General features: G+C 69.7%; 22 protein-coding genes. 15 read left to right on the forward strand and 7 right to left on the reverse strand.

Annotated elements, in window-relative coordinates:
- Window positions 1-3 precede the first annotated feature (3 nt).
- Genes NO345_RS02565 through NO345_RS02580 form a run of 4 tightly spaced genes read left to right on the forward strand, consistent with a single transcriptional unit; the run spans window position 4 to window position 1,706 of the window.
- Window positions 4-390, forward strand: coding sequence for a type II toxin-antitoxin system VapC family toxin (locus tag NO345_RS02565; RefSeq protein WP_256296215.1), 387 nt, complete (start codon window positions 4-6; stop codon window positions 388-390).
- A gap of 4 nt (window positions 391-394) precedes the next feature.
- A complete protein-coding gene (locus NO345_RS02570) occupies window positions 395-964 on the forward strand; it encodes a DNA-directed RNA polymerase (protein ID WP_256296217.1) in 570 nt (189 codons plus the stop codon).
- Window positions 965-1,162, forward strand: coding sequence for a transcription elongation factor subunit Spt4 (gene spt4 / locus NO345_RS02575; RefSeq protein ID WP_256296219.1), 198 nt, complete (start codon window positions 965-967; stop codon window positions 1,160-1,162). It abuts the gene before it with no gap.
- Window position 1,163: 1 nt separating this feature from the next.
- Entirely contained in the window at window positions 1,164-1,706 is a 543-nt protein-coding gene (locus tag NO345_RS02580; protein WP_256296221.1) for a GTP-dependent dephospho-CoA kinase family protein, read from the forward strand.
- On the opposite strand, the gene NO345_RS02585 is transcribed toward NO345_RS02580, so the two are convergent.
- Window positions 1,703-4,162, reverse strand: a complete 2,460-nt coding sequence (locus tag NO345_RS02585; protein WP_256296223.1) for a methyl-accepting chemotaxis protein — start codon at window positions 4,160-4,162, stop codon at window positions 1,703-1,705. The genes NO345_RS02580 and NO345_RS02585 overlap by 4 nt on opposite strands.
- Window positions 4,163-4,377: 215 nt before the next feature.
- Here NO345_RS02585 and NO345_RS02590 point away from each other — a divergent pair, with 215 nt between their 5' ends.
- The 3 genes from NO345_RS02590 to NO345_RS02600 are packed head-to-tail and all read left to right on the forward strand — an operon-like array spanning window position 4,378 to window position 6,403.
- Window positions 4,378-4,689: a 30S ribosomal protein S24e gene (locus tag NO345_RS02590; protein ID WP_256296224.1), complete on the forward strand. Its 312-nt coding sequence runs from the start codon at window positions 4,378-4,380 to the stop codon at window positions 4,687-4,689.
- A 1-nt stretch (window position 4,690) separates the two neighbouring features.
- Complete coding sequence (locus tag NO345_RS02595) at window positions 4,691-4,825, forward strand: 30S ribosomal protein S27ae (RefSeq protein ID WP_089732329.1); 135 nt, start codon at window positions 4,691-4,693, stop codon at window positions 4,823-4,825.
- On the forward strand, window positions 4,826-6,403 hold the full coding sequence (locus NO345_RS02600; protein WP_256296225.1) for a bifunctional N(6)-L-threonylcarbamoyladenine synthase/serine/threonine protein kinase: 1,578 nt from the start codon (window positions 4,826-4,828) through the stop codon (window positions 6,401-6,403).
- Between the two features lie 3 nt (window positions 6,404-6,406).
- Here the strand turns inward: NO345_RS02600 and NO345_RS02605 are convergent, their stop codons facing one another.
- Window positions 6,407-7,408 carry a transcriptional regulator gene (locus NO345_RS02605; protein WP_256296226.1) on the reverse strand — a complete coding sequence of 334 codons (1,002 nt, stop codon included), beginning with the start codon at window positions 7,406-7,408 and terminating at the stop codon, window positions 6,407-6,409.
- A 172-nt stretch (window positions 7,409-7,580) separates the two neighbouring features.
- On the opposite strand from NO345_RS02605, the gene NO345_RS02610 reads away from it, so the two are divergent.
- From NO345_RS02610 to NO345_RS02640, 7 genes are all read left to right on the forward strand, one after another.
- On the forward strand, window positions 7,581-8,849 hold the full coding sequence (locus tag NO345_RS02610; protein WP_256296227.1) for a tRNA(Ile)(2)-agmatinylcytidine synthase: 1,269 nt from the start codon (window positions 7,581-7,583) through the stop codon (window positions 8,847-8,849).
- A gap of 216 nt (window positions 8,850-9,065) precedes the next feature.
- The gene (locus NO345_RS02615; RefSeq protein WP_256296228.1) at window positions 9,066-9,329 is read left to right on the forward strand and encodes a DUF7967 family protein; all 264 of its coding nucleotides are present in this window, start codon (window positions 9,066-9,068) and stop codon (window positions 9,327-9,329) included.
- A gap of 146 nt (window positions 9,330-9,475) precedes the next feature.
- Entirely contained in the window at window positions 9,476-10,459 is a 984-nt protein-coding gene (locus NO345_RS02620) for an ABC transporter ATP-binding protein (protein ID WP_256296229.1), read from the forward strand.
- Window positions 10,456-11,304 carry an ABC transporter permease subunit gene (locus tag NO345_RS02625; protein ID WP_256296230.1) on the forward strand — a complete coding sequence of 283 codons (849 nt, stop codon included), beginning with the start codon at window positions 10,456-10,458 and terminating at the stop codon, window positions 11,302-11,304. The genes NO345_RS02620 and NO345_RS02625 overlap by 4 nt, the downstream gene beginning before the upstream one ends.
- Before the next feature lie 85 nt (window positions 11,305-11,389).
- Window positions 11,390-12,301 carry an ABC transporter ATP-binding protein gene (locus tag NO345_RS02630; RefSeq protein WP_256296232.1) on the forward strand — a complete coding sequence of 304 codons (912 nt, stop codon included), beginning with the start codon at window positions 11,390-11,392 and terminating at the stop codon, window positions 12,299-12,301.
- On the forward strand, window positions 12,298-13,161 hold the full coding sequence (locus NO345_RS02635; RefSeq protein ID WP_256296234.1) for an ABC transporter permease: 864 nt from the start codon (window positions 12,298-12,300) through the stop codon (window positions 13,159-13,161). The genes NO345_RS02630 and NO345_RS02635 overlap by 4 nt, the downstream gene beginning before the upstream one ends.
- Before the next feature lie 53 nt (window positions 13,162-13,214).
- A complete protein-coding gene (locus NO345_RS02640; protein ID WP_256296236.1) occupies window positions 13,215-14,228 on the forward strand; it encodes a phosphotransferase family protein in 1,014 nt (337 codons plus the stop codon).
- A gap of 3 nt (window positions 14,229-14,231) precedes the next feature.
- Here the strand turns inward: NO345_RS02640 and ligA are convergent, their stop codons facing one another.
- From ligA to NO345_RS02665, 5 genes are all read right to left on the reverse strand, one after another.
- Window positions 14,232-16,322, reverse strand: a complete 2,091-nt coding sequence (gene ligA / locus NO345_RS02645) for an NAD-dependent DNA ligase LigA (protein ID WP_256296237.1) — start codon at window positions 16,320-16,322, stop codon at window positions 14,232-14,234.
- A gap of 46 nt (window positions 16,323-16,368) precedes the next feature.
- A complete protein-coding gene (locus NO345_RS02650) occupies window positions 16,369-17,445 on the reverse strand; it encodes a hypothetical protein (protein ID WP_256296238.1) in 1,077 nt (358 codons plus the stop codon).
- A 43-nt stretch (window positions 17,446-17,488) separates the two neighbouring features.
- Window positions 17,489-18,046, reverse strand: coding sequence for a magnesium transporter (locus NO345_RS02655; protein WP_256296239.1), 558 nt, complete (start codon window positions 18,044-18,046; stop codon window positions 17,489-17,491).
- Complete coding sequence (locus NO345_RS02660; protein ID WP_256296240.1) at window positions 18,047-18,625, reverse strand: magnesium transporter; 579 nt, start codon at window positions 18,623-18,625, stop codon at window positions 18,047-18,049. It abuts the gene before it with no gap.
- A gap of 86 nt (window positions 18,626-18,711) precedes the next feature.
- Window positions 18,712-18,957 (reverse strand): amphi-Trp domain-containing protein, encoded by a 246-nt coding sequence (locus NO345_RS02665; protein WP_256296241.1) that lies wholly within the window; start codon window positions 18,955-18,957, stop codon window positions 18,712-18,714.
- A 151-nt stretch (window positions 18,958-19,108) separates the two neighbouring features.
- Between NO345_RS02665 and surE the strand changes: the two genes are divergently transcribed.
- The gene (gene surE / locus NO345_RS02670; protein WP_256296242.1) at window positions 19,109-19,957 is read left to right on the forward strand and encodes a 5'/3'-nucleotidase SurE; all 849 of its coding nucleotides are present in this window, start codon (window positions 19,109-19,111) and stop codon (window positions 19,955-19,957) included.
- The last annotated feature ends 94 nt before the right edge of the window (window positions 19,958-20,051 follow it).

Genomic DNA, 20,051 nt, shown 5'->3' on the forward strand with positions numbered 1-20,051 from the left:
CCGATGTCGACACGGGTCGTCCTCGATACGAGCGCGCTCATGATGCCCGTCGAGCTGGACGTGCGGCTGTTCGACGAGCTGGACCGCCTCGTGGAGGGCGTCGACCCGGTCGCGCCGCAGGCGGTCGTCGAGGAGCTCCGTCGCCTCTCCGAGAAGGGCGGCGAGGAGGGCACCGCCGCGAACGTCGGTCACGACCTCGTCACCGAACGCTGTCTCGTCGTCGACACGGAGGAATCGTACGCGGACGACGCCATCGTCGAACTCGCCCGCGAGGGCCACGCCGCGTACGTCGTCACGAACGACCTGCCCCTGCGCGACCGCGTGCTGGACGCGGGCGTTCCGGTAATAGCTTTACGGGGCAAGAACAAACTCGCAGTAACTCAACCATAAACAGATGTACAAACGCGTCAGGCTCAAGGACACGGTCGAGGTGCCGCCGGAGGAGCTCGGGGACGTCAGCCCGGACCTCGTGAAGAAACTGCTGCAGGACAAGCTCGAAGGTCGCATGGACGAGGACGTCGGGAGCGTCGTCACCGTGACGAAGGTCCACGACATCGGCGAGGGCACCGTCCTCCCGAACCGTCCGGGCGTCTACTACGAGGCGGACTTCGACGCGGTCACGTTCGACCCGCAGATGCAGGAGGTCGTCGACGGGACCGTCGTCGAGGTCGTCGAGTTCGGTGCCTTCGTCGGCATCGGCCCGGTCGACGGGCTGCTCCACGTCTCCCAGATCTCGGACGAGTACCTCGCGTTCGACCACGAGAACCAGCAGCTCGCCTCCAGCGAGTCCAACCGCACGCTCGGCGTCGACGACGCCGTCCGGGCGCGCATCGTCACGAAGAGCATCGACGAGCGCAACCCGCGGGACTCCAAGATCGGGCTGACGGCGAAACAGCCCGGGCTCGGCAAGCACGGCTGGCTCGAGGAGGACAGACAGAAGCGCGAAGCGCAGGCGGGTGATTAGATGGCGCAAGACAGAGTCGTCTGCCGCGAGTGCCACCGGGTGAACGAGCCGAACAACGCGACGTGTGACTCCTGTGGCTCCAGTTCGCTGACGGAGGACTGGGCGGGCTACGTCATCATCGCCCATCCCGAGACGTCCGCCATCGCCACCGAGATGGAGGTCACGGAGCCCGGCAAGTACGCGCTGAAGGTCCGCTGACGTGAGCGGGGACAGCGACGGCACGGTCGTGCTTACGCTGCCCGAGTCGCTCCGCAGCGCGTTCAAGGAGCCGCTGGGCCCGGTCGAGACCGACGCGAAGGTGCTGCTGCAGGATGTCTCCGGCCCGCTCGTCGCCGTCGGCGACATCGTCACCTACCACTTCGTGAGCGCCGGGCGACAGCCGGACGTGGCGCTGGTCGACGAGCGCACGAAGCGTGCGCCGGTCGACGAGGCCGTCCGCGAGGCGGTCGTCGACGCCGACGTGACCGTGCCGAATCCGGCCGGAACTATCACCGAGGAGCTGCTCGTCGCGCTCCGCGGGGCGCTCGAAGACGGCGAGACGACGACCATCTTCGTCGACGGCGAGGAGGACCTCGCGACGCTGCCCGCGGTACTGCTGGCACCGGAGGGCGCGAGCGTCGTCTACGGCCAGCCCGACGAGGGGATGGTCCACGTCGAGGTCACGTCGGAGAACAAACGGAAGATGCAGTCGTTGCTCGACCGGATGAACGGCGACCACGAGCGGGTCGCCGAGCTGCTCTAGTTCTCGTCCGGCGCGTCGCCGAACTCGAACTCCACGTCGTCGGAGACCGATTCTTCTCCGCTCGCGTCTGCGTTGCCGCCTGCGTCGACGTCCGCAACCGCGTCCGCGTCGAGCACCTGCTCGTCGAGCGTGTCGGAAAGCGTCAGTTCCTCGCCGAGCAGGCCCTCCGCGCCGTCGCCCGCATCGGTCGTGAAGCGGTCGAGTGCCTCGCTCAGGCGCGACGCCTGCTGGCTGAGCGAGCCGGCGCTGTTGGACACCTCGGTGAGCGCGGTGGTCTGCTCCTCGGCGGCGGCGGCGACGTTCTCGGCCTCGCTGGTGGTCTCCTCGGAGATGGTCGCCGCGTCGTCGACCATCGCCACGACCTCCTGGGTGGAGGCAGCCTGCTCCTCGGTCGCTGCCGAGATCTCCTGGACGCCGGTGTTGGTCTCCCCGGCGTACTCGGCGATCTCGTCTAAGGCGTCGACCGCACGTTCGACCGACTCGACGTTCTCGGAGACGCGTTCGGCCGTGTTCTGGACCTCGGTCGCGGTCTCGTCGGTCTGCTCCTGGATGCGTTCGAGGCGCTCCTCGATGTCCTCGGCGGCTGCCTTCGTGTCCTCTGCGAGCTCCTTGACCTGCTGGGCGACGACCGCGAACCCTTCGCCTTCGCCGTCGGCGTTCCCGGCTGCACCGCGTGAGGCCTCGATGTTCGCGTTCAGCGCGAGCATGTTCGTCTCCTTCGCGAGGTCGGTGATGAACTCGGTCAGCTCGTCGATCTGCTGCATCTCGTCCTCGAGCTCGGCGATGGCGTCGACGGCCGCCTCGGAGTCCGTCTCGATCTCGCGCATCCCCTCGATGGCGTCCTCGGCCGCGTCGCGACCGGTGCGGCCGGTCTCGGCGGTCCGCTCTGCGATGTCGGCGACCTCGTTCGAGGAGGCCGCGATCTCCTCCGTGGTCGTCGAGAGGCTCTCCATCTCGCCGCTGACGTTCTGGAGGCTCTGGTTCTGCCGTTCCGCGCCGTCCGAGATCTCCTGGATGGATTCGGTCACCTGCTCGGACGCCGACCGGACCTCCTCGCTGGAGGCGGTCACCTGCTCCGAGGCGGTCGCGACCTCGCTCGCGAAGCGCTTGAGCCGCTCGACGGTCGTCTCGATCTCGCCGATCATCTCGTTGAACTCCGTCGCGATCTCGCTCATCGCGTCGGACTCGGACTCGGCGTTCATGCGGGCGGTGAAGTCGCCGTCCCCGCAGGACTGCATCACCCGGGCGTACTGGTCGGCCTTCTGCTCCAGGTGCCGGTTCATCTCCTCGGCCTCGGCCTGGGCGAGCTCGGCGGCCTCGCGTGCCTCGTTGGCGTTCTGGATCTGCTCGCGCAGGGCGTCACGCATCGAGGCGAAGCCCGCGTACAGCTGCCCGATGTTGTCGACCCGGCCGGTCTCGAAGTCGACGTTCAGGTCGCCCTCCTCCATCTGTTCGGCCTTCCCGCGGAGGCGGTCAATGGAGGTCGCGGTGTTCCGGCCGAGCACCGCACCGACGAGACCGATGAGCAGGACGATGCCGCCGGTGACGTACAGCCCGTACTCGGAGATGTCGGAGACGACGCCGTACGCATCGTCCTGGGGCTTGTGGACGGCGACGACCCAGTCGGTGCCCTCGACCGGTGCGTAGCCGGCCACGTAGGCGTCCCTGAGGCCGTAGGAGCTGCTGTCGAGGACGCTGTCGGGCGAGCTCGCCGTGAGCGCCGCGCTGTCGTTGCTGCTGCCGCCGGCGACGCCCGTGATCTCCCCGGCACGGTTCGCGTCGTAGCTCTCGCCGAAGAACACCGAGGAGAACTGGTCGTCGAAGACGATGGTCCCGTCGCCGTCCATGACGACGGTCGCACCGGAGTCGCCGACGGTCCCGCGCAAGTTCAGCGAGTAGGCGTCGGCGCTCATCGTCAGCAGGACGGCGTGGCCGTCACCGGTCGCCGCGGCGTAGGTGACCGCCTGGAGCTGGCCGTTCTGGTAGACGTCGACCAGCCGGGGGTTCTCTGTGCCTGCGATGTCGTCGAGCGCGCTGGTCGACGACATCCCGAGGCTGTCGATACCCTCGCCCTCGAACCCGCGCGTGCTCGCCTCGATGGTCTGGTCGTCGAGGCTGACGTACTCGATGGCCTCGACGTCCTCGAGGGTACTCCGCTGTGACAACATGTTCGAGATCCGGGTCGTATCCCCGCTCTCGACCGTCTCCGACGTGCTCAGGATACGGGTCAGCTGCTTGTTCCGTTCGTTCCACTTCGCGAGCTCGTTCGCCTCCTGGTTGGCGAGGATCTCGTACTCGTCGTTGGTCCCCTGCTTGACCTCCTGTTCGACCTGTGCTGTCGCGGCGAGCCCCACCGCCCCGACCACGATACCGAGGAGAACGAGTGCGATAGCGAACTTCAGTGCGTACCGTCTCCGAATCGCGTTCGGAACGAGCATCCGGACAAGTTGGAACATACGCTTGAATTTAGTGGCTTATTCATAAAGCTCTCGGCAGATATTGTCACTCGAATCTCACTCCGCTATCGCGCCCCGTGACGAAGACGGGCCCGTGACGGACCCGTGTGACGTTGCGGCACTCGCTCGCCGAACACCCGTCGCCTCAGCGGTCGAACCTCCCACTTCGAAATCCTTTTACCCGCTTCGCGGGGTAGATTAGGTAACTGGATACCATGGACATCGAGATACTCTCGGAGGAGGAGAACCCCATGTTGCACCGAACGGACGTCAAGTTCGAGATGGTCCACGAGGAAGCGACCCCGTCTCGTCTCTCGGTTCGCGACAGCCTGGCGGCCATGCTGAACAAGGACGCGGACGAAGTCGTCGTCCGCAAACTCGACACGAAGTTCGGGATGCGCAAGACCGTCGGGCACGCGAAGGTGTACGACACCGCAGAGCGCGCCCAGGACGTCGAACAGGACCACATGCTCGACCGCAACAAGATCGTCGCCGACGAGGCCGGCGAGGAAGCCGAGGAGGCCTAAGATGGCACGCTACGAGTACTACAACGACGACGGCGAGGCGGAGCGAGAGCTGTGCCCCCGCTGTGGCGACACGTTCCTCGGCGACTACGGGGACCGAAAGCACTGCGGGAAGTGCTCCTACACCGAGTGGGAGTAGATGCGCGTCCTCGGCGTCGAGGGCACGGCCTGGTGCGCCAGTGCCGCCTGCTACGACGCTGAGGCCGACAGCGTTCTCATCGAATCCGACGCGTACGAACCGGAGAGCGGCGGCATCCATCCGCGCGAGGCCGCCGAGCACATGCAGGAGGCCCTGCCCGCGGTCGTCGAGCGGGTCCTCGAACGGGTCGACGGCCCCGTCGACGCCGTCGCGTTCTCGCGTGGCCCCGGCCTCGGCCCCTGTCTCCGCATCGTCGGCACCACCGCACGGGCGCTCGCCGGCTCGCTCGACGTGCCGCTCGTCGGCGTCAACCACATGGTCGCCCACCTCGAGATCGGCCGCCACCGTTCTGGCTTCGAATCGCCGGTCTGTCTGAACGCCAGCGGCGCGAACGCCCACCTGCTCGGCTACCGGGACGGCCGCTACCGCGTGCTCGGCGAGACGATGGACACGGGCGTCGGCAACGCCATCGACAAGTTCACGCGTCACGTCGGCTGGTCGCACCCGGGCGGCCCGAAGGTCGAGGCCCACGCCGCAGACGGGGAGTTCGTCGACCTGCCCTACGTCGTCAAGGGGATGGACTTCTCCTTCTCGGGCATCATGTCGGCGGCGAAGGGGGCCTACGACGACGGTGTCCCGGTCGCGGACGTCTGCTTCTCGCTGCAGGAGCACATCTTCGGGATGCTGACGGAGGTGTCGGAGCGGGCCCTCTCGCTCACCGGCAGCGACGAGCTCGTCCTCGGGGGCGGCGTCGGCCAGAACGCCCGCCTCAGGGAGATGCTGGAGACGATGTGCGAACAGCGCGGGGCCGAGTTCTTCGCGCCCGAGCCCCGGTTCCTTCGGGACAACGCCGGCATGATAGCGGTGCTCGGCGCGAAGATGCACGCCGCGGGCGACACCCTCGCCATCCCCGACTCGGGCGTCGACCCGAACTTCCGGCCCGACGAGGTGCCCGTCACGTGGCGGGACGACGACGAGGACGTCGCCATCGCCCCCGAGTCGGGGCCGGTCCGGGGTGCCGAGGCCGTCGTCGAGTTCGACGGCGACACGGTTCGAAAACGGCGCGTCCCCAAGCGCTACCGCCACCCCGACCTCGACGCGACGCTGCGACGCGAACGGACGACACAGGAGGCCCGGCTGACGAGCCTCGCCAGACGGGTCGGCGTTCCGACGCCGGTCGTCCGCGACGTCGACGTCGGGTCGGCGACCATCGAGTTCGAGTACGTCGGTGCGTCGGACCTGCGAGACGCCCTCTCCGCGCCACGGGTCCGCGACGTGGGACGGCACCTCGCCACCATCCACGCGGCCGGGTTCGTCCACGGGGACCCCACCACCCGGAACGTCCGGGTCGGCGGCGACGACGACCGTACGTACCTCGTCGACTTCGGGCTCGGCTACCACACCGACCACGTCGAGGACTACGCGATGGACCTGCACGTGTTCGACCAGAGCCTCGTCGGGACCGCCGACGCCCCCGACGAGCTGCGGGACGTGGTCCGCGACGGCTACCGCGAGGTCGGCGACGAGCAGGTGCTCACGCGGCTGCAGGACGTCGAAGGTCGCGGTCGGTACCGGTGAGAATCAGGCGGGGCGCTCTTCCACGTCGGCGCGCTCGCGGATCAGCTCGCGCAGCTCCTCGGCGTCGCGCATTTTCTCGACCTCCTCGCGCTCGACGATGGCGGTGCCGTCGACGGACTCGCGCTTCGAGCGGTCGACGAAGTACACCGACCGCGTCCGGGTCACGTCGCCGATGGAGGCCATGATGCGGGCGCGCTTCTCGGCGGCCTGGGTGAACGCGGAGTGACCGGTGAGGATGGTGTCCTCGCGGACCTCCCACGCGTCGGCGTCGTCGCTGGCCTCGTGGTCCTCGCTGACGGCCTTGAACGGCGCGCGCGTCGTCGGGTGGACGTCGAAGCCGACGCGGGTCATCACCGTGACCATGGGCTCGTCGTCCGGGTCCGCGTCGGGGTCCTCCGGCGTCGGTTCGGCGTCGCGGACCTCGTCGGCACCGTCCTCAAGCACGTCGACGGGGGCGGTGAGCGGTGCGTCGAACAGCTTCTCGAGTCGCATCGCGACCTCGACGGAGGCGTTCATGCCGTCCTCGTACTTGGAGACGGTGCGTCTGGAGACGCCGAGTTCGCTGGCGAGCTGGCCGAGGCTCATGTCCTGCTCCTCGCGCTCGTCGGCGAGCAGGTCGCCGTCGATGTTGACGTAGAGGCCGCCGGGGGCGGCGTAGACGAGCGGCGGGACGCCCTCGACGAACAGCCCCATGGCCGTGTCGGGGGCGAAGACGGGGACGCCGTGGCGGAAGTACACCACGTCGGATTCGAGGTCCTCGTCGCGGGTCCGGAGGCCGATGACCATCGGGGTCGCGTTGAGGTACGCGCCGAGGCGGCGCATCTCCGCGCCGGTCGCGGCGTCGAACGCGTCGATGTTCGAGAGCACCTTCAGCAGGACGAGGTCCTCGCCGCGCCGCGCCGCGAGGTCGAAGCTCTTGGGCCGGATGGCACACCGGTCGCTCACGGCGAAGCCCGCATCCTGGAGCATTGCTGTGAGGTTGCCGACCAGTGCATCCCGGGACATACCCGTACGTAATCGATTCTTCGCATATATGTGTTGTGCCGGTCGCAAACGCCCGATGTCCGGCGATTCTCGACGAATCGAGGGGAAGGTACAAATACGAGGTCCGCCGCGCCCGCGGGCCCGCGACCCGGACCCGAAAGCGATTACCCGCCACCGCCGCTACGAACCCCCGATGACGGTCATCGGGCTGGACGACACCGACTCCCGCGAGTTCGGGATGTGCACGACGTACGTCGCCAGCGGCGTCGCCGACCGGGTCGAAGCAGCTGGCGGCCACGTCGACCGCGTGCTGCTCGTCCGGCTGAACCCCGCCGTCGAGCACAAGACCCGCGGCAACGCCGCCCTCGCGGTCCACTGCGACCTCGCACCCGAGACTGCCGAGTCCATCGCCCGCGAGGAGCTCGCCGCCGCCGAGACGGACGACCCGAACACGAACCCCGGCTTCGTCGTCGCACCCGGCGCTCCGGACGCCGTGCCGGACGCCGTCGCCGCCTTCGCCCGCGATGCCCTCCGCGAGATCCACGCCATCGACGACGCCCGCGTCCTCGCCGACGAGTCCGGCTACCGCCACGGCGGCCACGGCAACGCCCGCGGCACCGTCGGTGCGCTCGCTGCGGTCGGCGCGTGGGCCGCCCTCGACGACTGGACGTACGAGCACATCAGCTACCGCGAGTCCGACCGCTGGGGCACCGAGCGCGACGTGGACTCCGACTCCCTGTTCGCCGCCGCGGACCGCCACTACCCCGACGTCTGGGACACCGTCGACCGCGTCGAGGGTGAGGCCGTCTGCGTGCCCCACACGCCCTGTCCCATCCTCTACGGCATCCGGGGCGACGACCCCGGTTCGGTGCGCGCACTCGCCGACGAGATTCGAAGCGAACCCGTCCACGACTCGCGGCTGTTCGTCACCAACCAGGGCACCGACGCCCACCTCGCCGACGGCGAACTCGGCGCGCTCGACCCGAAGCGGGGGTGGCGCGTCGGCGGCACGGTGCTCGGTGAGCCCGAGACGCGCGAGGGCGGTCACGTCTTCGTCGGATTCGGCGACCCCGACGGCCCTCGCATCGAGTGTGCCGCCTTCGAACCAACCAAACGGTTCCGCGACCGGGTGCGGGCGCTCCGCCCGGGCGACCGCCTCACCGTCTGCGGCGAGGTCAGCGACGGCACGCTCAAGCTGGAGAAGTTCGCCGTGCGCGAGCTGGACCGGACCCGGCTCGTGACGCCGACGTGCCCCGACTGCGGCCGGACGATGAAGTCCGCTGGCCGGAACCAGGGCTACCGCTGCCGGGACTGCGGCACCCACGCCGACGGCAAGGTCGAGACCACCGTCGAGCGCGACCTCGAACCCGGCTGGTACGAGGTGCCCCCGTGTGCCCGCCGGCATGTCGCCAAACCGCTCGTCAGGGGCGGGTTCGACGCCGAGACGCACCCGGAGCGGTGAGGGAAACCGATTCTATGTGGGGGCGCGCGGCTGTCCCGGAATCGCGGCGCGGTTCCGATGGCCAGTGGGAGCTTGCTCTCACGCTGGCGAGCGAAGCGAAGGCCGCTCGCCGCGCGCGTGTGAGTGATGAGAAGCGCGGCCGATACTCACAGTAGAAGCGACGGATACTCCCGGGCACCGACACCGACAAACCCCTCCCACCCGAAGCCCGGTTCAATGACCGACACCGTGCAGTGCTGGCTCGTGGAGCGCTCGTTCGGCGACCGGAACCTCGTCACCGTCGTCTACGCGACCGAGGACGGGGAGCTGTACCGCCAGCAGGAGCGCTCGGAGCACGCCGTGCGTCGCTCGCCCGTCACCGCGGGCGCGGAGTTCCCGGCCGGGGAACTGGAGGAGACGCCCGACGAGGAGACGCGTGAGCGGTACGCGGCGGAGGCACGGCGCACCGCCGAGTCGTACGAGCCCGACGAGGAGATCTGATACCGAGACGCGGACGGGAACCGGGTAAAGATACGAGAACCAACACTAGGGTCCGTTTTCTCCGTTTTGTAGCGTTTTGAGCCCTCGAAACGCCGTGCTACTACCCATCAGAGTATCTATAAATAGCCGGAAGACGTATATCCCTTATGGATTCTGTAATCGAACTTACCGACGTGACGAAGCAGTTCGGTGACGTGACCGCACTGCGAGACGTCGACCTCGCCGTCGAGGAGGGGGAGGTGTTCGGATTTTTGGGCCCGAACGGGGCCGGCAAGTCCACCACCATCGACATGCTGCTCGACTTCGTCCGCCCGACAGCGGGCGAGATCCGCGTGCTCGGGCTGGATCCCCAGGCCGAGAGCGTCGCGCTCCGCAAGCACGTCGGCATCCTCCCGGACGGCTACCACGTCTACGACCGACTGACCGGCCGCCAGCACGTCCAGTTCGCCATCGACTCGAAGGGTGGTGACGACGACCCCATCGAGCTACTGGAGCGCGTCGGCATCGCGGAGGCCGCCGACCGAAAGGCGGGCGGCTACTCCAAGGGGATGACCCAGCGGCTCGTGCTGGCGATGGCGCTGGCCGGCGAGCCCGACCTCCTCGTCCTCGACGAGCCCACCACCGGCCTCGACCCGGCCGGTGCCCGGGAGATGCGCGAGATCATCCGCGAGGAGGTGGCTCGGGGCGCGACCGTCTTCTTCTCGTCGCACATCCTCGAGCAGGTCGAGGCGGTCTGTGACCGCGTCGCCATCCTCAACCGGGGCGAGCTCGTCGCCGTCGACACCATCGACAACCTGCGCGCGAGCATGGGCGACGGCGCGACGCTCACCGTCACCGTCGACGCCGAGCCGACCATGGAGACGCTCGACGCCATCGAGGCGCTCCCGGGCATCACCTCCGTCGGCGCGGCCGGCACCACCATCACGGTCCACTGCGCGTCGAGCGCCAAGACCGCCGTGCTCGACGCCATCGAGGCGTCCGGGCTCACCGTGTCGGACTTCGCGACCGAGCGCACCTCGCTGGAGGACCTGTTCCTCCGGTACACCGGGGACGGCGACGGACCGACCGTCGGGGCAGACGACACGACCGACGACCCGGCCGCCGACGCGGCGATGGAGGTGGAGCGATGAGCTGGACCGTCGTCGCCCGGAAGGACTTCCAGGACGCCCGGCTCTCGCGGTCGCTCTGGCTGCTGACCGGGCTGTTCGTCCTGTTCGCGGCCGGCATGGCGTGGGTGTACACCGAGATCAGCAGCCTCGGCGCGGACGACCCGCAGCTCACCGCGCTCGGGCTGTACGACTTCCTCGCCTCGTCGGCGACGCTGTTCGTCTCCATCGCGGCGCTGGTGCTGGCGTACAAGGCAATCGCTGGCGAGCGCGACACCGGCAGCGTGAAGCTCCTGCTCGGCCTGCCCCACTCCCGTCTGGACGTGGTGCTCGGCAAGGTCGTCGGACGCACCGCGACGCTCGCGGTGTCCATCGTCCTCGGGTTCGTCGTCGCCCTCGGGGTCATCGTGGCCCTGTACGACACGTACTCGCTGGTCGACTACGCGCTGTTCGTCGGCGTGACCCTGCTGTTCGCGCTGGTGTACGTGAGCCTCATGGTCGGCATCTCGGCCAGCGTCTCCACCAGCGGCAAGGCCGCCGCCCTCGCGTTCGGCACGTTCGTCGTCGTCGAGCTGCTCTGGGGTGCGGTCGCCACCGCCGCGGTGTACGTCGCCAACGGCTTCGCGCTCCCGGCCGGCATCGCACAGTACCCGACCTGGTACTTCGGCATCGTGAGCCTCTCGCCCAGTGCGGCCTACCAGTCCGCCCTCGCGACCGTCCTCGACGGCGCGAGCACCACCGGCGAGATCGTCGGCGGGTCCGCCGAGGCGGTCTACCTCGAGCCCTGGTTCGGCTTCGTCTGGCTGACGCTCTGGCTGGTCGTCCCGCTCGCCATCGGCGCGTTCCGGTTCAGCCGCGCCGACCTCTGAGCGGCCCAGTATCGGCAGCCGTTTTTCCGGGTCGGTAAATCGCCGACCCCTTTTATGGCGTGCGTGTTCGTAGCGTGGCACACACATGGCCGCCATCGAACTCGACCGCGTCACGAAACGGTTCGACGAGGTCACCGCACTCGACGAGCTCACCATGACCGTCGAGGAGGGGGAGGTGTTCGGATTTCTCGGTCCGAACGGGGCCGGCAAGTCCACCACCATCGACATCCTGCTCGACTTCGTCCGGCCGACCAGTGGCTCCTGTCGCGTGCTCGGGATGAACCCGCAGCAGCAGCCCGAGGCCGTCCGGAACCGCGTCGGCATCCTGCCGGACGGCTACCACGTCTACGACCGGCTGACGGGTCGCCAGCACGTCCAGTTCGCCATCGACTCGAAGGGCGGCGACGACGACCCGATGCGCCTCCTCGACCGGGTCGGCATCGCCGACGCCGCCGACCGGAAGGCCGGGGGCTACTCCAAGGGGATGACCCAGCGGCTCGTGCTGGCGATGGCGCTGGCCGGCGAGCCCGACCTTCTCGTCCTCGACGAGCCGACGACGGGGCTCGACCCGGCCGGTGCACGGGAGATGCGTCGGATCATCGAGACCGAGGTCGACCGTGGTGCGACCGTCTTCTTCTCCAGCCACATCCTCGAACAGGTCGAGGCCGTCGCCGACCGCGTCGGCATCCTCAGCGAGGGCGAGCTCGTCGCCATCGACACCATCGACAACCTCCGCGACGCCACCGCCGCGGGCGAGACGCTGACCGTGACGCTCTCGACCCCGCCGACCGACGCCGCCGTCGCCGCCGCCGAGAGCGTCGCCGGCGTCCAGAGCATCACCGTCGACGGGGCGACGCTCACCATCTCCTGTCGGGGGAACGTGAAGATGGACGTCCTCGACGCGCTGGAGTCCGCCGGGCACGAGGTCGTCGACTTCTCCACCGACCAGACCTCGCTCGAGGACCTGTTCATGCAGTACACGGGGGTCAGCGCATGAGTGCGACGCTCGTCGCGAGGAAGGACTTCCAGGACGCCAGCCGCTCGAAGGTGCTCTGGATCCTCTCGGCGCTGTACGTCCTGTTCATCTCGGCGATGGTCTGGGCGTTCTCCGAGTTCGAGAGCCTGCTCGCCGGGGGCGACGCGGCCGCCGCCGCCCAGCAGGGCGTGAGCTTCAACCTCTACCTGTTCATGGCCGGCGCGACCACGCTGTTCATCTCCGCGACCGCGCTCGTCGTGAGCTACAAGTCCATCGCCGGCGAGCGCGAGTCCGGCCAGCTGAAGCTCCTGCTCGGCCTGCCGCACTCCCGACGGGACGTGCTGCTCGGGAAGGTCGTCGGCCGGACCGGCGTCCTCGCCGTCCCCGTCCTGCTCGGCTTCGCCGTCGCACTCCTCGTCGCGTTCGTCATCGGCGTCGACGTCGTCGTCACCGAGTACGTCGTCTTCGCGCTGCTCACCGTCCTCTACGCGCTGGTGTACGTCAGCATCGTCGTCGGCGTCTCCGCGATGGCCAACACCACCACGCAGGCGACCGCCGGAGCCATCTCCATCTTCGTCGTCCTCGAGGTGCTCTGGGACCTCGTCCCGACGGTGGCGGTGTTCGGCTACTACTACCTCACCGACCAACCCATCCCGGTGTCTGCGGCGGAGTACCCCGAGTGGTTCTACGTCGTCACCCGGCTCGCACCCACGACGGCGTACAACACCGCACGCAACGCCGTGTTGCCGAAGTCCGCGTCCGTCAGCATCGACAGCAGCTCGTTCCTGCTCCAGGACTGGCTCGGCTTCGTCGTCCTCGGGGTCTGGTTGGTCGTGCCGCTGGTCGTCGGCTACTGGCGGTTCGACGCTGCCGACCTGTGAACGGCCCCCACGCCACCTGAACCCTTTTTCGGCCCGACGCCGTCCGTCGGAACGTGTTCGACACCGAGCCGTTCACCGACGAGCAGGTCGGCCGGGCGGTCGCACTGGCCTGCGACGCCACCGTTCGGTCGTACAGCCACGCCGAGGAAGGCAGCGACCGCATCGCCGTCGCGACGCTGACCGACGACCGCCGGGTGGTGCTGAAGGCACCGGAGCTCGTCGACCCGGAGCGGTTCCGGCCGGAGCCACGCCTCGCCGCGCTGGTCGACCGCGAGACCGACGTGCCCGTCCCGACGGTCCACCACATCGGCGAGGACGGCCCGATCGACGGCCCGTGGTTCGTCATGGCCCACGTCGACGGCGAGAACTGGGAGAACCGTGTGGCCGAGTTCCCCGACGACCAGCACGAGCGACTCGTCCGCGAGGCGGGCCGCAACCTCGCCCGGCTCCACGGCATCCGCCAGTTCGAGGGCTTCGGTCGGGTCGGTGTCGACGGCTCGGGCGCGCTCCGTGTCGACGAACCGCGGCCGGACTGGTGCGAGTGGTTCCGCGAGCTCGCCCACGGGAAGCTCGACCGCATGGCCGACGGCCCGTTCGACGACCTGCTCCCGGCCTGTCGGCGCGAACTCGACCGGCTCGCCGACGCGGTCCCCCGGGACGTCCGTCCCGCACCGGCCCACACCGACTACCGGCTCGGCAACCTGCTCGTCGACCCCGACGCGCCGCCCGCGGAGCCGGTTACGCGGGCCGTCATCGACTGGGGGAACACGTACACCGCCCACGGCGAGTTCGACCTCGCGAAGACCGCGGACTTCCTCTTCGGCTGGGAGGACGTCCCCGCCGACCGACGGGCGACGCTCCGGGAGACGCTCTACGAGGCGTACGCGGCCGAGACAGGAGTGGAACGCGACGCGGCGTTCCGGGAACGCCAGCGCGCCTACCGGCTGGTCACCAGGCTCGCCGGCATGGAGGGCGTCCCGTTCTGGTTCGCGGACGGCTCGGATGCACAGGCAGCAGCCGAGACGCGACACCGCACGTTCCTCCGGGACCGGTACGACATCGCGTAGGAGTCACTCACCGATCCACTCGTCGACGCCGTGCGCCTCGAGCACCGCCCGGAACTCCTCCTCGTCGATGGTCGGCACGTCGTTCGCGTCGGCGTCGTCCTGCTTCGACTGCCCCGGGTTCTCGCCGACGACGAGGTAGTCCGTGTTGCCCGACACCGACGACGTGGCCGAACCGCCGTGGCGCTCGACGAGGTCCTGGAACTCGCCTCTGGACTCCGAGAGCGCGCCGGTGAAGACGAACGTCAGCCCGTCGAGCTCCTCGGCACCGTCGACCTCGTAGGGGTGGGGCTCGACGCCGGCGTCGGCGAGGCGGTCGAGGACGCGCCGGTTCGCCTCGCTCCCGAAGAAGTCGACGATGGTCTCGGCGACGATGGGGCCGACGTCCTCGACCGACCGGAGGCGCTCCTCGCCGCCGTCCTCGGCCGTCTCGCGCAGCGCGTCGAGGCTGCCGAACTCGGCGGCGAGCGCGCGGGCGGTCTCCGGGCCGACCTTCTGGATGCCCAGGGCGGCGAGGAAGTCGGGGAGCGTCGGCTCCTTCGAGGCGTCGAGCTCGGCGAGCAGGTTCTCCGCGCTCGTCTCGCCCCAGCCCTCGAGTTCGAGCAGGTCCGCGCGCTCGATGTCGTAGAGGTCGGCGACGCCGTCGGTGACGAGGCCGGCCTCCACGAACTGCTCGACGGTCTCCGCGCCGAGGCCCTCGATGTCCAGTCCGGTGTCGCTGCCCCAGTGCTCGACGGAGCGCTTGAGCTGTGCCGGACAGCCAAGCCCGCCAGAGCAGAACGCGAGCGGCCCCTCGCGCTCGACCCGGCTGTCGCAGACCGGGCAGGTGTCGGGCAGCTCGAAGTGCCCCTCGGACCGCTTCTCGACGACCTCGGCCACGTACGGGATGACGTCGCCGGCGCGCTCGACGCGCACCACGTCCCCGACGTTGACGTTCAGGCTCTCGATCTCGTCGGGGTTGTGGAGGCTCGCCCGCGAGACGGTGACGCCGCCGACGTCCACGGGGTCGAGCAGCGCCACGGGCGTCAACCGCCCGGTCCGGCCGACCTGCACCGCCACGTCGGCGAGACGGGTCTCCTCGTTCCGGGCGGGGAACTTGTAGGCGAACGCCCAGCGGTACGAGCGGGCGGTCGAACCGAGCTCCTCGCGCGCGGCGCGGTCGTCGACCTTCACGACGACGCCGTCGATCTCGTAGTCGAGGTCGTCGCGCTCGGCGAGCAGCCGGTCGCGGTAGTCGATGGCGTCGTCGACGTCGCAGCCGGTCTCGACGCGGTCGTTCAGCGGCAGGCCGAACTCCGGGAACGCGGCGAGCGCGTCGCTGTGTGTCTCCCACCCCTGGCTCGAGTCGAGCACGTCGAAGAAGAACACCGAGAGCGGGCGCTCGGCGACGACGCTCGGGTCCTGCTGGCGGAGCGTCCCCGCGGTCGCGTTGCGCGGGTTGGCGAAGGGTTCCCCGCCCGCCTCGACGCGTTCCTTGTTGTGCGCGGTGAAGTCGTCCTTCGGCATGTACACCTCGCCGCGGACCGCGAGGTAGTCCGGATAGTCCCCCCGCAGTCGCTGGGGCACAGACGGAATCGTCCGGACGTTCTCGGTCACGTCGTCGCCCTCGTGGCCGTCGCCGCGGGTCGCCGCGCGCTCGTAGCGGCCGTCGCGGTAGACGACCTCGATGCTGACGCCGTCGAACTTCGGCTCGCAGACGTACTCGACGTCGCCGACGGCCTCCCGGACGCGGCGGTCGAACTCGCGGACGTCGTCGGCCTCGCCGGACTGGTCGATGGAGAGCAGCGGCGCGACGTGCTCGACAGTCTCGAACGCGTCGACGGGCTGGCCGCCGACCCGGCGGGTGGGCGAGTCCTCGGTCTGCAGGTCGAACGCCGCCTCCAGCTCCTGTAGCCGCGAGAACAGCGCGTCGTACGTGCGGTCGCCGATGACCGGGTCGTGGTCGACGTAGTAGCGGTAGTCGTGGTAGCGAACGGCCGCCCGGAGCAGCGCGGCCTGCTCGCGGGCCGCCTCCTCGGTCAGCTCGTCGACCGGCTCGAACGTCGTCTCAGGCTCCGCGACGTACGGGTTATCGTCGGCGAGGTCGGCCTCACTCATCGGTTCCGGCTTGGAAGCGGTCCGGGTTAGGTCTTGCTCGATTCCCTCAGCACTCGTCGACGCGCTGGAGGTCGGCCTCGGCCTCGTCCCGCTGTCCACGTGCGGTCGCGAGGTCGTCGTTCCGACCGGCCTCCAGCGCCCGCTGCAGGTGCTCGGTCGCCGCGACGAGGTGCTCGCTCTGACAGCGCGAGCGTTCGAGGTGCGTGGCGATGCTCGACGGCGCGTCCTCGATGCTCGCGAACGCCTCGTCCGCCGCGGCGAACCGCTCCTCGGCGTCGGACAGCGCGGCCTCGGCCGCGTCGTACTCCCGGTCGTCGAGTGCGGTCTCGGCCGTCACCAGGTCCTCGCGCCCGAGCAGGATTGCCTCGTACCCCTCGGTCATCGCGAGCATCGCGTCGACCAGCCGGCTCGCCGCGGTCAGCGACGGCTCCAGCTCGTCGTAGCTGACCGCGTCGACCGCGGCCAGCCGGTCCGGCTCTATCTCGGCGGCCGCCTCCTCCGCGTCCGTCACGTGGCCGTCGGCCTCCTCAGCGAGTCCCTTCGCCTCGCGGACCCGCGCGAGCGCCTCGTCGAAGTTGCCGCTCTCGACGGCGGTCCGGACCTCGCCCAGTCGGCCGTCGATGTCGACCGTGCCGAGCAGGGCGACCAGTCGCGTCATCGACGCGAGCACCGTCGCCAGCGCCCGGAGCGTCTCGATGGTCGCCTGCTGGTCGGCGCTCGCGCCCTCGGCCGCCGCGTCGAGGTCCGACCGGGCGCTGTCGATCGCCGCGAGCGTCTCCTCGGTGTCTATCTCGACCGCGGTCGGGTCCTCCTCCAGCTGGGACTGGCGCTCGGAGAGCCGGTAGCCGACGCGGTTGAGCATCCCGACCGCCGCGCGGATCTGCGCGTCGGTCTCGTCGCTCGACCCGCCACCGTCGCCCGAGTCACCGTCGTCCGACGCGTCGCTGCCGCCGTCGCCGCCGTCGCCACCGCCACCGGACACCCCGTCGTCGTCGTCCGAGCCACCACCGCCGTCAGTGTCGCCGTCGTCACCGCCGGCCCCACCGCCCGGTGTCTCCGAGCAGCCGGCGACCGCCGTCGCGCCAGCGACCGCGAGTGCCCTGATGAAGACGCGTCTGTCCATGTCTGCCTGTGCTACCGGACCCCCCGAACTTGACGCTTCTGGCCTACAGCAGCAGAATCACGGCGGCGAACAGGACCAGCACGCCGAGCACGTCGCAGGTGTTCGTCACGACCGGGATGACCACGTCGTCCGGGTCGAGCCCGAGCCGGTAGGCGGCGTACGTCGTCACCAGCGTCACCGCGATCGCGAGCACCGCCAGCACGGCCCCCGAGAACGCCGCCACGAGGACGACCTGCGCCGGGGCGAGCGTCGCCCCCACGGTCAGCTCGGTCAGCGCCCACGCGCCGAGACCGACGACCGGGAACACCGAGACGGCGAGCCCTGCCGTCGCGAGCGCGTTCCCGACGAGCGTGTCGTCCTCCGGCGAGAACGAGACGGTGCCGAGGTGGACCGCCGTCGAGAGCCGCGCCGCCAGGATGGAGCCGAGGTTCCCCGCCGTCCCGATGGTCACCGGCACGAGCACCAAAAGCGACGGCCGCCGCAACAGCTCCTCCTCGAAGCTCCCGAGCACCAGCCCCGAGCCGAGCTCGACGAGCGAGAGCACGAGGAGCAGCGGGAGCATCGCCCGCGAGATCGACCGGACCGACCAGTGCTCGGGCACTCAGATACCCCCGACCGAGAGCACGATGCGCGCCGCGAGCAGGAGGAAGGTCATCCCGAACACGTCCCCCGTGGTCGTGACGATGGGGCCGACGAGCGTGTCCGGGTTCTGCCCGCGACGGAAGCCGACGAAGACGACCGAGACGACCGCGACCGTGAGCGTGATACCCGAGAGCAGCCCCGCGAGCAGCGACACCGCCACCAGCGTCGCAAGCGGCGCGGCCGCCTGCCCGAGCAGCCCGAGCAGGACGTACGCCGCCACCGCCGCGAACGCGCTTACGAACAGCCCGTTCGTGATGGCCGCCGCGATGGCCCCCCGGAGCCGCTCGTTCCCCAGGTCGAAGCGTGGTTCGAGCAACCCCTGGTGGAGCCCGGTCGCGAGCCGCGCACCCAGCGAGCCGTAGACGTTCCCGCGCGTCGCCAGCAGCGCCGGGACGAGCACCAGTAATCCAGGAACCTGCTGGAGCTCCGAGCGCATCCCGCCCAGAACGAGGCCCGCGAACAGCCCCCCGACGACGCTCGCCCCCAGCGCGGGCAGCGCCTCGCGGTAGGCCTCGCGTGCGACGGCGCGGATGCTCATGTGGCAGGCGACACGCTCGGACGGGATAAATTCACGGCGTGACGGTGGCACTCGTCGCTGTTCTCAGGGCGTGGAACGCCGTCCGGCTACGGCTCCGTCCACCGGATCTCGTACTCCAGCTCGTACCGCTGCTCGCCCGTCTCGGAGTCCGTGAGCCGCTCGAGTTCGACCTCGAAGCGTGGGTTCTCCGGGACCGACACCTGCTGTTCGTCCGTCCCGCTCTCGAGGTGGACCGACCCCGCCCCGATCTCCTCGGCGGCGGCGACGAGTGCCTCGGCGATCTCCGCCCGCGAACGGTGCTCCTCCGTCTTGAACAGCTGTTCTTCGGGCATCGTTCGAACGTTCGCCGGCCAGCGGAATAAACTCCGTCACTGGTTCTCATGGCCCGGGGACGAGCCCCGTAGCCGGCCGGCTCCGGTCTCCTGGCACCTCCTGTCCGACTCCGGGAAGACTTACGGCATCCGGCGCGAAGCTCCGACCAACGTGACCGACATCCTCCTGACGAACGACGACGGCATCGACGGCGACGGGCTGGCCGCCCTCCGCGAGGAACTCCTCGACATCGGCGACGTGACGGTGGTCGCGCCCGCCGACAACCAGTCCGGCGTGGGGCGGAAACGCTCGCGGTACACGACCCGCGAGTCCCACGACTGGGGCTACGCCATCGCGGGCACGCCCGCCGACTGCGTAGCCTACGCCCTCCGGGGGCTGGACCGCGAGTTCGACCTCGTGGTCTCCGGCTGCAACCACGGGCCGAACATGGGCTCGTACGTGCTCGGGCGCTCGGGCACCGTCGGCGCGGCGGTCGAGGCGGCCTACCTCGGGACGCCTGCCATCGCCGTCTCCGCGTACCACAACGTCGAGTTCTTCACCCACCCCGCCGAGGAGTTCGACTTCTCCGAGCCGACCCGTGTCGCGGGCGAGCTCACCAGGGCCGCGCTCGACGCGGACGTGTTCGACGCGGTCGACATCCTGAACGTGAACGCGCCGTGTGACGCCACGGACCCGCGGCTCCGGGTGACCCATCCGCACGACGACTTCGACGTGCGCGTCGAGCACCGCAGCGTCGAGGAGGCCGAGGTCGAGGACCTGCCGGTGGACGTCGAGCCGGACGACGAGCTCGTCGCACTCAACGACAAGTTCTGGCCGCACGTCGAGAACTGGGAGAACCCGCTGACCGACGCCGACGAGGTGCGGGACCGCTACCCCGTCGGGAGCGACCGCCGCGCCGTCGTCGACGGCGAGGTGAGCGTCTCGCCGCTGACCGCGCCGCACGAGGCCGCACACCACGAGAAGCTCGACGCGATCGTCGAACAGCTGAACCTGGCCTGACAGGTCATGGGCCGCCCGGCCGGGTGAGGAGGTGGTGATGGCCGTTGAGAGGGCGGAAAGTGATAGCCGTCGGGGAGAAACCCGAGTAAACTAT

The organism is Haloarchaeobius salinus (assembly GCF_024464185.1).
Taxonomy (GTDB): Archaea; Halobacteriota; Halobacteria; order Halobacteriales; family Natrialbaceae; genus Haloarchaeobius; species Haloarchaeobius salinus.